This window comes from Candidatus Endomicrobiellum pyrsonymphae (assembly GCF_020328025.1).
GTDB lineage: Bacteria > Elusimicrobiota > Endomicrobiia > Endomicrobiales > Endomicrobiaceae > Endomicrobiellum > Endomicrobiellum pyrsonymphae.
The window spans coordinates 1-15,247 of the sequence record NZ_JAIXMZ010000020.1; the positions used below are offsets into that span (position 1 = coordinate 1).

Here is a 15,247-nt window from a genome sequence, read left to right on the forward strand (position 1 = left end):
GGAGTATGTATTGCTTCACGTGAAAATTCCCTCTTTTATTTTAGTATGTATCGCTTCACGTGAAAATTCCCTCTTTTATTTTAGCGCCACTTTTTTTGTTTTGCATTTATAAGAAAACCAACTATACCAAATCAAATGTGATTGTATCATCTCATCAAATACAACTGTTGTGATTATACCAAATCAAAGCTTTTAACAAATCAAGCTATAAAACTATGTGTAATTATATCAAAACTTTTAACAAATCAGCTACAACTATCGTAATTATATCATCTCATCAAATACAACTGTTGTGATTATATCAAATTTTTTAACAATTTAACCTAAAAACATCAAAGATTATAATCAAAAATCAAGCAAAGATTATAGGCAAAAGTCAGGCAAAAAACGAGTACTCTCCACGTCTGAAAGTCAGGCAAAACACCCCCAAAAAACGGCTAATAGGACTCTATAATAAACGGGTACTTTTTGTAGCAAGGGAACTAAGTTCCAAGAGCCAAAGTCCCAAGGAGCTAAGCTCCAAGGGGCTAAGCCCCAAGGGACTAAGTCCCAAAAGCCAATAGCTCAAGGAACAAAGTCCCGGGAGACACAGTCTCAGGGGACAATTTTTTAAAGGAACACTATTTCAAATGAATTAAGTTCAAATGAACAAAGTTCGGAACAAAGCTCCTGGGACAAAGTCCCGAGAAACTTAGTTCGGGACAAAGTCCCGAGAAACTAAGTTCGGGACAAAGTTCCCAAGGGACAAAGTTCCAAAGAAACTTAGTTTCCAAGTCAGCTCACAGGGAGAAGCATATGAGTAGCATTATATCATGGCATACAGAGAAACGCAAATGTAGTTTTCTGAAGCCGTGCAGTTATAATCCTCGCAAAATGAACGATAAAGGAAAAACTGATCTTATAAAATCTATTAAGACGTTTAACTTAGCGGAAATACCCGTAATAAACCTAGACAACCAAATTCTTGCTGGGCACATGCGGATAGCGATTTTAATTGAACTAGGCAGGGGTGACGAGCTTATAGATGTCAGGGTTCCAAACAAACAGCTTAGCAAAAAAGAAGCTGACGAATATCTTTTGCGTTCGAACAAGAACACTGGTGAATGGGACATTAATATTTTAGGAAAAATGTTTAATTTTGATTTTTTAAAAGAGGTAGGGTTCAACGATTTTGAGCTTGATAAAATTTTTGAGCGGTTTTTAAAGGAAGAGGGAGAAGAGTTTAACGCAGGGAAAGAGTACGAAAACATTAGAGAACCAAGAACGAAGAAAGGCGAAATATATATACTTGGCGCTCACCGTCTTATGTGCGGTAGTTGTGCGGACGAAAAAGATTTTGAAAGGCTTATGGACGGACAGAAAGGGAATTTAATTTTCACTGATCCACCATACAACGTTGACTATAAGTCGTCTGCAGGATATTCATACGATTCAAAGAAGTTTGGCGGGACGGATTAAAGAAACTTGCGAGCGCGTTTGAGGTATGCTTGTAAGTTTTTGAAAACCTGTAAAAAATATGCCTATATTTGTTAGCGCTGAGTGTGGACTTTTGCTTGTATAAGAAAAATGTCTATACAGAAAATTGATTTTTAATACTGCGCACATATGCAGTCCAAACAATATGATGATGCAACCGCCGATATATCTCAATATTGCGTTATATTTGCCAAGCAAATTTCCAAACTGACTCACAGACATTCCAAGTCCAATAAAAACAAGAGAAAAACCCAAAATAAAAAGCAAAGTTTTTATAAATATATGCTTTGATGACTTATTTGATGTCTTTAAATCGTCAACTGACATGCCGGTTATAAGAGAAATAAAAGATGGTATTAAAGGCAAAACACAGGGACTTACAAAACTTGTAAGTCCGGCAACTAAACTTACAAAAATAGTAACGTCATTGACAATCATTTTATTAATTTATCTATCGCGTTGCCCCATTCTTTTTCAAGACCAGGCGAATAACCCACATAACGCGCTATTATTTCACCGTTTGTATCTATTATGAGAAACAACGGAAAAGCATTCACTTTATAATCTTTGCATATTTGATCGTTGCCAAGTAAGACGTTGTAATTAATCCCATTACTTTTTACAAACCGCTCCACTGTTGATTGTTTTTCGTTGACATTAATGCCCAATACAATCACGTTAGGATTTGTTGCTTTAGTTTTGTGCAACTCCTTTACGGCAGGGATTGCGACTCTACAAGGCGGACACCAAGTTGTCCAAAAATCTAAAAAAACTATTTTGCCTTTATAAGCAGACAAATTAAAAACGATTCCATTTACATCTTTGAGCGAAAAATCCGGCGCTTTTTCTGCAAATACAGCGCCCAACATGAAACAAACTACAAAAGCGACCAAGTACATTTTTTCTAAGAACATTACCAATGATCCTTATTGTGTATGAGGTTAGCCTACTATGTATGCCACCTACATATAGCATATTTGTAAACGTTTGTCACAGTCAAATCGCACATAAAAAGCGCCGAAAAATGGAAAGAAAGAATGACGAAGCAATCTAGAAGTTTGTCATTCGTCCATCATCAGAGCGATCATACTACCACTTCACTTCATAGCATTCTTCTTCATCTAATCTTTGATACTTTTTCATCCTTCTATTTTACTAATTCTATTCCTGCCATATATCAACATTATTCTCTTTGCTAACAAAAAGTAACTGCCATTACCTAACCTTCTCTTTGTTTATAATGACAAAACTACAGCAATATTGTTTACTTGTGCAAATTTCTGTAGTTGTTTCATTAGCAACTTGAACTTGGGAAGTACGAAGAAAAAATACTATTTCCAAGCTAAAATGCTATAATAATAGTGCTGGTTGATGTTAGGATTTTTTTTGGAGATTATATGGATTTTAAAGCATTGGTGTTCCTCATAATAGGGATTCCGGTTGATAAATCAAGAATTGACAAAAATGCCAAATATTCTCCATCGTATAAAATATATACAAAAACAGGAAAACGACTTAGGTTTATATATGCAGTATCATTCGTTTGATGAAAGTTCAAGTTTAGACAAGGATTCAAACGGAAATTCATATAGTGTTTAAAACAGATAATGTAGTCAACTAACTTTATATTGATGCATTGCGTTAGTTCAAAAATAGATGCAATGCGGGCGGAGTGACGAATCAATAGCTCATTCCTCTTGCTAGGAAATCCAACGACGCAGCGCGCTACGATAATGGTAAACGATATGCTCATAGAAATAATAGACACAAGTTTATCTGAAGAACAAATATGGAATGATGATGCAACTTTAGAAAATGGGATTTTATATAAAAACAATGAAGAAAAAACAACATCTTTTTATCACTATTGAGGGCGGTGAAGGATCTGGTAAAACTACGCAGTCGCTGCTTCTAAAAAAATATCTTGAACAAAAAGGTTATGAAGTGTTGCTTACAAGAGAACCCGGTGGCACTGTTTTGGCTGAATCTATGAGGCGTATTCTTTTAAACCCAAGCTCAAACCTTGTTCCGCTCAGCGAATTGTTTTTGTATGAGGCTGCAAGGGCTCAGCACGTGGAAGAATTTGTTTTGCCCGCTTTAAAGACCGGTAAAGTTGTTATTTGCGATAGATTTATAGATGCCACGATGGCATATCAAGGTTATGGCAGAAAACTAAGCTTGTCGCTGATAAATAGGCTTAACATAATTGCTTCTTTTGGGTTGATGCCAATGTTGACAATATATTTGGATATAAAGCCTTCTAGAGGTTTAAATAAAGCAAAAAAACTAAACAAAGAATCATACGTGGGAATTGGTGATAGAATTGAAAGAGAATCTATGCAATTTCATAATGATGTAAGAAACGGCTACTTAAGCCAGGCAGGCAAATATCCGAAAAGAATTAAAATTGTCGAGACGCAAAAAACCCCGAAAAATACACAAGCCATAATAAGAAAAATTATAGATACGGTATTATAATGTTTGATAATATATTATGTCAGCAGAAAATAAAAAAAGTTCTTTTAAACCAAATAAAAAGCGGTAAAATTGCGCATGCTTATATCTTCATGGGTCAGGACGGCGTAGGAAAACGTCTTATGGCTGTTGAGTTAGCAAAAAATTTAAATTGCGCAACAAATAATTTTACAAAGACTGATATCGGTGCTTGTGGCAGATGCGTTTCTTGTGAAAAAGTAGCTAAGAACATTCATCCTGATTTGCATTTTATAGATTTTGCTAAACAGGCTGAGCTTGAAGACGAGGATTTAGAAAAGCAAAAAATATTAAAAATAGAAACAATAAGATACATGCAAAAAAAAGTTGCCACAAAGGCGCGCGAGGGAAAATGGAAGGTTTTTATTATAGAGCCCGCCGAAAAAATGAACCTAGCGGCGGCAAATTCTCTTCTTAAAACGCTTGAAGAACCTCCTGAGAATACTGTTATAATTTTAATTGCAAAACATAAAGAAACAATACCTAAAACAATAGTTTCGCGTTCTCAAACGTTGTTCTTTCAGCCTCTAGGGCAAAATGAAATGTCAACTTGGCTTATGCTAAACCATTCTTTGGTCCCTGTAAAAGCCCAGGAGATAGCTGAATTGAGCGAAGGATCTTTAGAGAATGCTATAAAACTTGTTAATGAAAAAGAAAGCGAAGGGTTTTCTTCTATATGGCATAAATTAAAAACTCAAAAATTCTACATCTCAGACCTTTTGGAACTTTCCAAAAATGCTGCAAGACGCGACGCGTTGGGGTGCGTTGATTCAATGATGGTCGAAGCAAAGAAAGAGTTTAGAATATATCCTCAAGGAGCGGCGCTTGCATTGGAGTTTCTTAATGCTTCAAGGGCTAAGTTACTTCAAAATGTAAATGCTCAAACAGTTTTAGATAATTTGTTTTTTGATTTGTATGATCTGTCAAATAATTAAAAGAAGACATAGAAAAATAATAGAATATTTGCTCGCTAGTACCAAGAGTTTTTTGATTTAAAAAAATATTTGTAATATTATAGAATGTACAGATATATGAAGGTTGACGGTATTGCCTATTTGTTTATTATCGTAAGTTTATGTGTAGCATTCGAAATCGCACAGGAGATATAATTATGCCAACGGTCGTTGGAGTAATGCTTAGAAAAATCAAAGATAAAATATATGCCGATGTAAGGCGTTTTGATTTAAGATTAAACGATGAAATTATCCTCGTGACAGATCACGGTGTTGAAGTTGGAGTTGTCTGTGAAAGAGCGAAGAATATTCCAAAGAGTAAAGATCCCGTAGGTAAAGTTTTAAGAAAAGCGATGGATGAAGATAAGAAAAGAGTTGCCGATAATGAGAGAAAAGCTTTGAAAGCGCATGAAATTGTAGCGCAAAAAGCTGATGATCACGGGCTTGATATGAAGACTACATATGTTTACTACACTTTTGATTGTTCTAAGCTTTTTGTTTACTATACTTCTGAGACGAGGGTTGATTTTAGAGAACTCATTAAGGACCTGGGGCATATTTTAAAAACAAAAATACAAATGGTACAGATAGGCGTAAGGAACGAGTCTAAAATGATTGGTGGAGTAGGTACCTGCGGACAAATTTTGTGTTGTCAGGGTTTTTTGAAAGACTTTAATTCTGTAACTATAGACATGGCTAAGGAGCAGGATTTGTTGTCAAACACTGCAAAACTTTCAGGTCTTTGCGGCAGACTTATGTGTTGTATATCTTATGAAAATGATACATACAAAACAGTTAAAAAAGATTTGCCGGAGATAGGAACGATAATTGCAACTCCGGAAGGCAAAGCAAAGCTTACCGCTATAGATTGCATAAGGGAAAGGGTGACTGTTGATTTTGGCGACAGAATATTTAAAAATTTTACAATAAAACAAATCAATGATAATAATCATAAGGAAAGCGACAGATGAAATTTTACATAACAACGCCTATTTATTATGTAAACGATATCCCTCATGTAGGGCATTCTTATACAACCATAGCCGCTGATATTTTGGCAAGATGGAAAAGATTAAATAATTATGATGTTTTCTTTCTTACAGGTACGGACGAACATGGCGCAAAAATTGTGGCGGCGGCGAAAGAAAAAGGCAAAACCGCTTTGGAGCTTTGTGACGAGATGAGCGCAAAGTTTAGAGAAGCTTGGGATCTTTTAAATATTTCCAATACAGATTTTGTGCGTACTACGGAGCAAAGACATGTTCTTGCCGTAGATAAAGTGGTGCAGACTTTGTTTGACAAAGGATTTATATTTAGCAGGAAGTACGAAGGACTTTACTGTGTAGGATGCGAGAGATTTTATGCTCAAAAAGATTTAGATGAAAATGGCTGTTGTCATTTTCATAAAACAAAACCTGTATTACAATCTGAAGAGAATTATTTTTTTAAACTGTCTTCTTTTCAAGGGTCTCTTTTAGAAAGAATAACAGACAAAAATCATAAAGAACATATAGATATTCAGCCTGAGGAAAGAAGAAATGAAATTATAGGAAAATTAAAACTTGGTCTGGAAGACGTAAGTTTTTCAAGAAGCGCAATTGAATGGGGAATACCGCTTCCTTTTGACAAAAAGCAAACAGTATATGTTTGGATTGACGCTTTGATAAATTATGTAACCGGGATTGGCTATCCAGTAGATGAAACAAAATTCCAAAAGTTTTGGCCGGCAGACGTACATTTAATGGCTAAAGATATTTTATGGTTTCATTCCGTAATTTGGTCGGCAATTTTAATAGGCGCGGATCTTCCCCTTCCCAAAAAAGTATATTCGCACGGTTTCTTTACTTTGAATGGTAACAAGATGTCAAAATCTTTGGGAAACGTTATATCCCCAAAAGAACTGGTTGACAAATACGGTGTTGATGCCGCTAGGTATCTTACAGTTACGCTTATACCGTTTGGTCCAGACGGCGATATTTCATGGCAAGGTTTAACTTTAAAATATAATACAGATTTAGCAAATAATTTAGGAAACTTAATTTCAAGAACTATCAAAATGGCAGAAAAATATTTTGACCTTTTAGTTCCTCAAACAACCCCTAATTTATGGCTTGCAAAAAATGTGGCGACGCTTCTGCAGGAGAGTTTTGCTCCAAATATGGATAATATACAATTACATAAGGCCGCTGAATCTTTGCAGAATGCAATTACGCTTGTAAATAAACAAATAGAAACTGACGCTCCGTGGAAACTTGCCAGAACAGATATGGTTAAACTTGCAACATGTATTTATTCTTATTTACAAGCTACAGATATTATTGCGATGCATTTGCTGCCGTTTATGCCGACACTCTCTGAAGAGATATGGCGTATAACGGGGGCAACGGGTAGCATAATTGAAACTGCAAAAAAATATTTTACAGATCGCATAATTCCCGAAACCGGTTTTTCAGTCGCAGGCTCTCAGTTGAGAGTTTCTGGAATTTTGTTTCCTCGAGTTACGGAGTAATTAATAGTTTTCATACAGAGAAAGGAAAGAGAAAAAACGTTGTAGTAAATTCCCATTTCTTTGAAATGGGCGGCGAGTGTGGCTCGACGAGGTATTATAATAGGAGATACATAAAAAAGATTCTCTTGTGAGTTAATCTTGTAGCAGGCATGTATTGATCTTGAAATGTGATTTATGCAGGAGGTCTATTAAAGAGAAAGAAATGATAATTGATACTCATGCTCATGTGTCTGATGTAAAATTTGACGAAGATAGAGAAACTGTTATACAAAGAGCTTTTGATTCTGGGATTGATAGATTAATTGAAATATCCTGCGAAATGCATTATTGGGATAAAGCCTTAGAACTTTTGAAACGTGATAATATTTTTGTGGCGTTTGGAATTCACCCCGTTCATGCGACTCAGGCGACAGCAACAGATTACAGTAAACTTAAAACTTTAGTTCAAAATAAAAAATGCGTAGCGGTGGGCGAATTTGGATTGGATTATCATTATGGCGCTTCACCGCAAAATATTGTTACCCAAAAAGAATCGCTTGTCAAACAGCTCGAACTTGCGACTGAATACAAGAAACCTGTTATTATTCATTGTAGAGACGCTTATGATGACATGATTGTTTTCTTAAAGGAATATAAGAATATTATACCCAAAGGCGTTATACATTGTTTCTCTGGGAGTCCGTATCAGTCGGAAGTGTTCGTTGAAATGGGGTTTATGCTTGGTATTGACGGACCCATAACGTATAAAAAGTCAGACATTTTAAAACAAGTTGTTTTAGAAACTGATATAAGTAAATTATTAACAGAAACAGACTGCCCTTACCTTGCTCCACAAAAATACAGAGGAAAGAGAAACGAGCCGTCTTATGTTGTTGAAATTGCAAAAGAAATTGCCACAATAAAAAATATGTCTGTCGAAGAAGTTTTGCAAATAACGACGCAGAACGCAGTAGAACTTTTTGGAATATAAAGTTAGTAGGGAGATATAGTATGAATACCATTTCTTATGTTTTCGGAAAGAATTTATACTTAAATATAACTAATAGATGTATGATGGCATGCCCATATTGCGTAAAGCGCAAGTGGTCTAATAAATTCAACGGAAATAATTTAAAACTTGAAAAAGAACCATCAAGCAAAGAGGTTATGGAATCTATTGAAAATCCTAAAAAATATAATGAAATAATTTTTTGCGGATACGGCGATCCTTTAGTTAGACTTGAAGAAGTAAAAGAAATTGCAAAATGGATAAAGGATAATGATGGAAAAGTAAGAATTAATACTGCCGGTCTTGCGAACCGTTATCATGGCAAAAATATTTTGCCGGAACTAAAAGATCTCGTTGATATTGTTTCCATAAGTCTAAACGGCGCAACGCCACAAGAACACAATAGACTTAATAATCCTATTTATAAAGAAGAGTCTTTTAACGAAATATTAAATTTTGCTAAAGAGGCAAAAAATTATATACCTGAAGTTGTGATTACAGCCGTAGAATTTCCGGGTTTTGACGTTTCAAAAGTTTCAGCTCTTGCAAAAAAGATTGGGGTGCGCTTTAGGTCGCGTCCTTATTTAAGTGAGAATGAAGAGTAGATTGTTTATAAATTCGATAAAATTATTATTTGGTTCATTTGACGTTTTCTACACATAAAAAGCTTTATAAATGATGTAATTTGGCTATATTGTTTTTAATATCTGTGCTATAATGAGAGTATGGTGAAAGGTGGAAAAGTATAGATAAGGATTCTGATATTGTTTTTAATATCTGTGCTATAATGAGAGTATGAGTAATATTTACGAGAAAATTAGTGATTTAGCAAAAGGGTATGCAGACAATTTGAAAGTTATTATCGGCTCTCGTTTAGAAGAAATGAAATGTGACAATATCTCGCATTATCTCATATATCTGGTATTGGGATACACACCCATCCGAATAATGTTCTATTATCCGAATCGTTCTCAGGCTATAAAAATACAGCAAACTCTCGAAACGATTTATTCCGGAGTAGGTGGTAGCTACTACTATGGAGATAATGCGTGGAAGTACATTGAAGCTAAAACTCAGATAAATTTGCTTGGCATATTGAGTAAAATTGCCAACAATACAACAAAGGGCTGATAATGGTAATCAATGGCGATGGCTTAACAGAGATGAAGAAGATGGACAGTGAGTCTATTGGCTTGGTCTATCTTGATCCGCCGTTTTTTACGCAGTGCAGGCAGACGCTGAAAGATAAAAACCTAAATGAGCATTCTTTTGATGATCAATGGGCAGGTATAGAAGCCTACAAGTCATTTATGAAAGAGCGACTATCAGAATGCCAAAGAATCCTAAAAAAAACAGGCAGTATATTTCTTCATTGCGATAGGTATGCCTCTCATCATTTGCGAATAATTTTAGATGAAGTTTTTGGCGCACGCAATTTTCAAAGTGAGATTATTTGGAGCTATAGGCGATGGTCAAACGCAAAAAAAGGTTTGTTAAATGCGCATCAAGTTATTTTTTTCTATAGCAAAACAGATAAATTTACTTTTAACCCAATTTATAATGGGTATTCCGAAGCTACAAATATTGATCAAATATTCCAAAAAAGAAAACGAGATGCAAATGGGAAGACCGTATATCGAACATCAGAACTCGGTAATTATGAATTGATAGAAGAAAAAAAAGGCGTTCCTCTTTCTGACGTATGGGAGATCCCGTACCTAAATCCCAAAGCCAGAGAGAGAGTTGGTTATCCTACTCAAAAACCTATTTTACTGTTAGAACGAATAGTAGAGATAGCATCAAATCCTGGCGATACGATATTAGATCCTTTTTGCGGTAGTGGGACAACTCTTGTCGTGGCGAAGTTGCTTGGGAGAAAATACCTAGGTATTGATACTTCTCCTGATGCGGTTGCGTTATCAGAAAAACGATTGGAGAACCCCATTAGGTCAGACTCTACATTGTTGAAAAAGGGCAGGTTGGCATATTCCAACCAAAATACAGAAATCTTGTCCTTACTAAATCAAATTGAAGCAGAACCGGTTCAAAGGAACAGAGGTATAGATGGTTTTTTAAAAGTAAACGGCAAAATGATACCCGTTCCCATTCGTATCCAGAGAAAAGACGAGACTATTGAGTCGGCAAAACAACAATTATCAAAAGCTATTCAAAAAAATGGATTCAAACGTGCTGTGCTATATCAGACAAATGACAAGACCGAGATGCCTTTATTTACGTTATCCATATCTAACACGCCCAATTATCAGCTGTATGTATATAACACTATTGACGCAATTATCCGCAACAAAAGTGTTTTGATCTATGAGCGATGAAGTCTTTTTAGTTAGAGATGTTGTAAAAGATACTTCTAACAACGAACGTCCTAATTGTTGCTGAGTTGCGGAATCGAAAAATGGGCAAATTTCTTTGACATGCCGAGGGCGGGACTTGAACCCGCACGTCACATAAGCAACTTGAGATTTTGAGTCTCACGTGTCTGCCATTCCACCACCTCGGCTTTAAAGAAGCGTAAACCGATTCGTTATTCTATAATAAAAAGCTCTGTAAGTCAAAAAACTGCGCCATAGACAGCGTGATAAGTCTAGGAGGGGGTTGCAAAATGTTGCAGAATATGATAGTCATAGCAATTGTGACTGTTGTGGTTGTTCTTTTAATAAGACAATTGAGAAAGGGTAGTTGTGGTGGTTGTAATATTTGTAAAAAGGGGGAAAGAGACAGGGAAGATTTTGGTTGTAATAGTGATTGTCCGTTAAAAAAATAATTGCATGAGGGAGAAGTTGCTTATGAAGAAATTTTTTTCGGGTTGTATTGTTTTCGTTTTAGTGTATGGTTTGTTTCTGTCTCAAAATGTTTTTGCGGCGACTACTGCTGAGGAAATCGCTTTACTAAAAGATGAAGTAGCAAAGCTCAAAATAGCAAATTGTTGTTGCGCATCTAGAGAGTGTACCTTGTCTTCGCTTGGTCTTACATCGGAAGGTTATGGTACATTTGTTGTCCAGGGAACGCCTAAAACAAATACTACGGGCAAACACGCTGTAAACAGTTCTTTGCTTTACGGATGGTCTCTCACCAAAAAAGTTTCAGAGGATTCGTTAGTATATATGCGTATTAAGGGGGCTGTTGGTTCTGGATTGAACAACGACGACAACAACAAGTTAAACTTAGATTTGTACAGCAATATAAACTCTGCTGCAAGTCCCACAGGCGATAATTTACAAATTGTGGAGTTTTTGTATCATCAAGATTTGTTTAATAAGAAGTTGCAACTATTGTTTGGTAAATTGAACCCTACTGCATATTTTGATGGCAACAAAATTGCAAATGATGAAACTACGCAATTTTTAGCCTCAATGTTCTGTAATAATCCTGCAATCGCTTTTCCATCTTATACATTGGGACTGAGAGCGATGTATTCTCCTGTAAGTTTTCTTGATATTGAATATGGCTATTTTAGCCAGGATGACAAAAATTGGAACAACATAGATAAACATAATTTCAATATTGTAGAAGGGACATACAAGATATCAGATACGGGAAATTATCGTTTTATGTATTGGAAAACTTTTGGTAATGAAGAAAAAACTTTTGGATATGGTCTGAGTTTTGATCAATCCTTAAGTAAAATTATTACGCTATTTGCAAGATACGGACATCAAAACCCGCAAAAAACTAAAGGAGAAGCTTGTAATATTTTAGATTCTTGGAGTTTTGGCGCTCAGTTGAACGGCGGTTTGTGGACTAGAGATATGGATAAGATAGGAATAGCTTTTGGGCAAAATATTCCGTCAAAAAAATGGGCCACTTCGTGGAATTGGTGGAATCGTTCGACAACTCCTGAAACACAGACTGAGTGCTACTACAGTTTTTATTTGAACAATAACGTAACTTTAACGCCTGTTGTACAATGTATATTTAAACCTTACGGTGGCAAGGACTATAATGACAATATTTGTACGTTCGGAATTAGAACGAACATAACTTTTTAGATTAGAGTGGAATCAGCGTTTATGCTAATTGTAAACTATGTTGCGATTTCATTAAAAAAATGCAAAACAATGAACTACAAGTTAAAGATCTCTTAAACACAGAGATAAAAACTGCAACAGCTCGTGTACGCGCTTAAGTACATGAGCTGTTGCGTAACAATAAATTCAAGTGGGAGTCGTCGTTAGCTATATTGCGCGCTTCACTTTTAACATTCCGTCTATTCCTGTACGAACGCCTGCATGACATCGCCCGCCAAAATCTATTAAAAACTTATCTACGTTCACTGTTACTCCAAACTCTCCCATTCCGCTACCGCCTTTTAGCGCAGGCGCATTTATATCAAAGCCTGCTAATGTCGCATCTACTTTCCCTGCAAACTCATATTCAAATGCTCCTCCTACATACGGTTTAAATACTTCTGTCGCTTCATATGTCAACTTTGCTCCTAATCTTATCCTGTGTGAACTTGTATCGGCAAATTTTATTATTTCTTTTGTTGGTAATTCCACATCTTTACTTCTTTGATGTGTAAAAAAATACTTCCCACTTACGTCTAGTCCCAACTTATTGTTTATTTCATAAATATATCCACTGCCTATATGCGTTCCTAGGTACATTCCATCACAGTTATACGACGCTGGTTTGTTAAGAAATTTTATGTCATCGCTGTGAAAATTACTCTTTGCGCTACCTGCTCTTCCTGATACTTCAGCATAAAAATTATTGCTGAAATCAACCCTCCCTAATAAACCTCCGCCTGTATATTGCGCTATTGCGTTCGCTTTTACATCTTTTATATCGTCGAACGCTATTGTGTTTAAAGATTTATATTTGCCGTCTCCGTGTTCTATAAATGCTCCTGCCGTTATTTTGTGGTCTTCTAGCTCAAATCCTTTTGCTCCTCCTACCACTAACGACACTCCGCTAATGTCTATATGCAAACCTGTATCATACTTAGATTTCCCACCCACAAATGCAACAAACGGCACAATGTCTGACATATTTGAGATACTGTCTAAAGACGTAACTGCTGCGCTTATTCCTTCATCGGCAATCAGTTCACTGCCCTGTCTTATAAACGCTATACTTGCCAATAGTTCACCATTGTTATTGGCATTGCCTTTAGTAGCATAGCCGCCATAGACATTTCCATTAATAGTAGTTCCATCGTAAATAGTTACAGAATTGTTATTGGCATTGCCTTTAGTAGCATAGCCGCCATAGACATCTCCATTAATAGTAGTTCCATCGTAAATAGTTGCAGAATTGTTATTGGCATTGCCTTTAGTAGCATAGCCGCCATAGACATCTCCCTTAACATCACTGGATACATACATACGATTGCGATTTGGATATAGCTTATTATCGCTTCCGTTCTTGTTCTTACTGTTACCATAAACAGAACCATCTGTTGCTTTTTTAATGTAAGTGTCGTGATATTCATTGTTCGATTGTGCAAAAACAACACTAGACAAAACAAAAAGGAAACAAACGCTTACTACAAAAGACAAACTCAAAAAAAAAGATATTTAAAACTAGAAAAACTCACGATAAATGGTAAGAAATTCAACTTGCCTCTGCTCTTCACTAAAAATCTCCCGAGGTATCAAGTAACCAAGATGTTTTCTTGGTCTGTTACTAAGCCGATTTTAAATGTTGTTAATTTGTTCAGGTTAAGGTGAATATTGCCAAATCAGACGACAACAAGCAAACAACAATCAAGATATCGAAAAATATCTTAAAGATTTGTTTTATAGTTCCGTGCTTGTACTAATTTTGACTTATAGAATATTCAGGGAACAAAATCTAAAATACAATATTCTATCGACTACAAACAAAAATGTTATGGTGGAGCCAGCGGGAATCGAACCCGCATCTTATCGTTGCGAACGATACATTCTCCCGTTTAACTATGGCCCCACTAAGTAAGATAAGTAATATCAGAAAGTTGTTTTGGGATCCGTATTGTAGCAATGTTTTAACTTTTTTGTACAGTTGTCTCAGTACTTTTGTCAGACAAAACAAAAGTATCAAGGATTCTTGCCGCTGAGCGCATTCTCCATCTCGCACTCTAGGACAGCAGAATTGCAACTACAAGTCACTAAAACTCAAAGCGAATAAATACCCCATTATTTTTTAGTATCTTTTAAACAATCTGGCAAAAGTGCGGATGGCATTTGCAGATATAGAATTAGTTGTAATAAAATAAGAGGTGTGAACAGAATAGACAAAGAGAAGGTATAACAATGTTGCTCCTTTCGCAAACAACGATAGGCATGCATTAGTAGCTTGAATCGTTGGGATGTTTTTATTTACGAGTTGTGTACAAAGAGACTTTGTATAACTTTTAAGATTGAAATGTTAAAAGTAAGTGATTGAAAAAATAAGGGATTAAATTTGTATAATGACAACAGTTGTAGTTTGATTATTTAAAAGAGGACGAAAATAGAATTTAGATTCTGAAGTATAAAGTAAGAAGGGTTTAAAGGGTCTGAACTACAAAAACAGAAGGGGATTTAGAGTGATTAATTTCAAGAGAGTGGTAAGCATAGTTGTAGTATTTAGTTTGGTGTTGAGTTCATGCGGAGGAAACAAGAATAGTGGTAGCGGAGTAAGTGGGCTAGGAAGGAATGTAGCGTTGAGTATATTTGAGAACGACATTAAAACCGTTGGGAGGGCAGAGGATGTAGTGCGAGATGGATCGGCTATGAAGTTGGTTGGTAGTCGGTTTGAAAAGTGTGATCTTGACAGCGCCACTGGGGAAACAGTATGTGTGAATAAGGGAAGTACCTCGACTGTTAGGTTTAAAAGCATGAAATA

Annotated in this window: 17 protein-coding genes and 2 tRNA genes; 14 read left to right on the forward strand and 5 right to left on the reverse strand. The window is 35.9% G+C overall.

Annotated features, from left to right (window positions below):
- Positions 1 to 873 precede the first annotated feature (873 nt).
- Positions 874 to 1,458 carry a hypothetical protein gene (locus LE180_RS02865; RefSeq protein ID WP_374133977.1) on the forward strand — a complete coding sequence of 195 codons (585 nt, stop codon included), beginning with the start codon at positions 874 to 876 and terminating at the stop codon, positions 1,456 to 1,458.
- Here the strand turns inward: LE180_RS02865 and LE180_RS02870 are convergent.
- Together LE180_RS02870 and LE180_RS02875 are read right to left on the reverse strand one after the other, a co-directional pair.
- On the reverse strand, positions 1,432 to 1,914 hold the full coding sequence (locus LE180_RS02870; RefSeq protein ID WP_374133978.1) for a cytochrome c biogenesis CcdA family protein: 483 nt from the start codon (positions 1,912 to 1,914) through the stop codon (positions 1,432 to 1,434). The two genes, LE180_RS02865 and LE180_RS02870, sit on opposite strands and share 27 nt — an antisense overlap.
- Positions 1,911 to 2,390 carry a TlpA family protein disulfide reductase gene (locus tag LE180_RS02875; protein WP_374133979.1) on the reverse strand — a complete coding sequence of 160 codons (480 nt, stop codon included), beginning with the start codon at positions 2,388 to 2,390 and terminating at the stop codon, positions 1,911 to 1,913. The genes LE180_RS02870 and LE180_RS02875 overlap by 4 nt, the downstream gene beginning before the upstream one ends.
- 483 nt (positions 2,391 to 2,873) lie before the next feature.
- Here LE180_RS02875 and LE180_RS02880 point away from each other — a divergent pair, with 483 nt between their 5' ends.
- The 10 genes from LE180_RS02880 to LE180_RS02925 all read left to right on the forward strand — a co-directional run bounded on the left by LE180_RS02880 (position 2,874) and on the right by LE180_RS02925 (position 10,752).
- Entirely contained in the window at positions 2,874 to 3,023 is a 150-nt protein-coding gene (locus LE180_RS02880; RefSeq protein WP_374133980.1) for a hypothetical protein, read from the forward strand.
- A gap of 198 nt (positions 3,024 to 3,221) precedes the next feature.
- Positions 3,222 to 3,347 (forward strand): hypothetical protein, encoded by a 126-nt coding sequence (locus LE180_RS02885; RefSeq protein ID WP_374133981.1) that lies wholly within the window; start codon positions 3,222 to 3,224, stop codon positions 3,345 to 3,347.
- A complete protein-coding gene (gene tmk / locus LE180_RS02890; RefSeq protein ID WP_374133982.1) occupies positions 3,313 to 3,954 on the forward strand; it encodes a dTMP kinase in 642 nt (213 codons plus the stop codon). Before LE180_RS02885 ends, tmk begins: the two co-directional genes overlap by 35 nt.
- Positions 3,954 to 4,904 carry a DNA polymerase III subunit delta' gene (gene holB, locus LE180_RS02895; protein WP_374133983.1) on the forward strand — a complete coding sequence of 317 codons (951 nt, stop codon included), beginning with the start codon at positions 3,954 to 3,956 and terminating at the stop codon, positions 4,902 to 4,904. Before tmk ends, holB begins: the two co-directional genes overlap by 1 nt.
- A gap of 176 nt (positions 4,905 to 5,080) precedes the next feature.
- Positions 5,081 to 5,893, forward strand: coding sequence for a stage 0 sporulation family protein (locus LE180_RS02900; RefSeq protein WP_374133984.1), 813 nt, complete (start codon positions 5,081 to 5,083; stop codon positions 5,891 to 5,893).
- Complete coding sequence (metG, locus tag LE180_RS02905) at positions 5,890 to 7,431, forward strand: methionine--tRNA ligase (RefSeq protein ID WP_374133985.1); 1,542 nt, start codon at positions 5,890 to 5,892, stop codon at positions 7,429 to 7,431. Before LE180_RS02900 ends, metG begins: the two co-directional genes overlap by 4 nt.
- 202 nt (positions 7,432 to 7,633) lie before the next feature.
- Positions 7,634 to 8,401, forward strand: a complete 768-nt coding sequence (locus LE180_RS02910) for a TatD family hydrolase (RefSeq protein WP_374133986.1) — start codon at positions 7,634 to 7,636, stop codon at positions 8,399 to 8,401.
- Between the two features lie 20 nt (positions 8,402 to 8,421).
- A complete protein-coding gene (locus LE180_RS02915; protein ID WP_374133987.1) occupies positions 8,422 to 9,024 on the forward strand; it encodes a TatD family nuclease-associated radical SAM protein in 603 nt (200 codons plus the stop codon).
- 190 nt (positions 9,025 to 9,214) lie between these two features.
- Positions 9,215 to 9,550, forward strand: a complete 336-nt coding sequence (locus LE180_RS02920; RefSeq protein WP_374133988.1) for an ApaLI family restriction endonuclease — start codon at positions 9,215 to 9,217, stop codon at positions 9,548 to 9,550.
- 2 nt (positions 9,551 to 9,552) lie between these two features.
- A complete protein-coding gene (locus LE180_RS02925; RefSeq protein ID WP_374133989.1) occupies positions 9,553 to 10,752 on the forward strand; it encodes a site-specific DNA-methyltransferase in 1,200 nt (399 codons plus the stop codon).
- A gap of 100 nt (positions 10,753 to 10,852) precedes the next feature.
- Here LE180_RS02925 and LE180_RS02930 read toward each other — a convergent pair.
- Positions 10,853 to 10,937: transfer RNA gene (locus tag LE180_RS02930), tRNA-Leu, on the reverse strand.
- A 102-nt stretch (positions 10,938 to 11,039) separates the two neighbouring features.
- Here LE180_RS02930 and LE180_RS02935 point away from each other — a divergent pair.
- Positions 11,040 to 11,201, forward strand: coding sequence for a hypothetical protein (locus LE180_RS02935; protein WP_374133990.1), 162 nt, complete (start codon positions 11,040 to 11,042; stop codon positions 11,199 to 11,201).
- Between the two features lie 22 nt (positions 11,202 to 11,223).
- A complete protein-coding gene (locus LE180_RS02940; RefSeq protein ID WP_374133991.1) occupies positions 11,224 to 12,426 on the forward strand; it encodes a carbohydrate porin in 1,203 nt (400 codons plus the stop codon).
- A 186-nt stretch (positions 12,427 to 12,612) separates the two neighbouring features.
- On the opposite strand, the gene LE180_RS02945 is transcribed toward LE180_RS02940, so the two are convergent.
- The gene (locus LE180_RS02945) at positions 12,613 to 13,902 is read right to left on the reverse strand and encodes an autotransporter outer membrane beta-barrel domain-containing protein (RefSeq protein WP_374133992.1); all 1,290 of its coding nucleotides are present in this window, start codon (positions 13,900 to 13,902) and stop codon (positions 12,613 to 12,615) included.
- Positions 13,903 to 14,273: 371 nt separating this feature from the next.
- A tRNA-Ala gene (locus LE180_RS02950) sits at positions 14,274 to 14,347 on the reverse strand.
- Between the two features lie 601 nt (positions 14,348 to 14,948).
- On the opposite strand from LE180_RS02950, the gene LE180_RS02955 reads away from it, so the two are divergent.
- A partial coding sequence (locus tag LE180_RS02955; RefSeq protein ID WP_374133993.1) for a hypothetical protein occupies positions 14,949 to 15,247 on the forward strand: 299 nt, incomplete at its 3' end.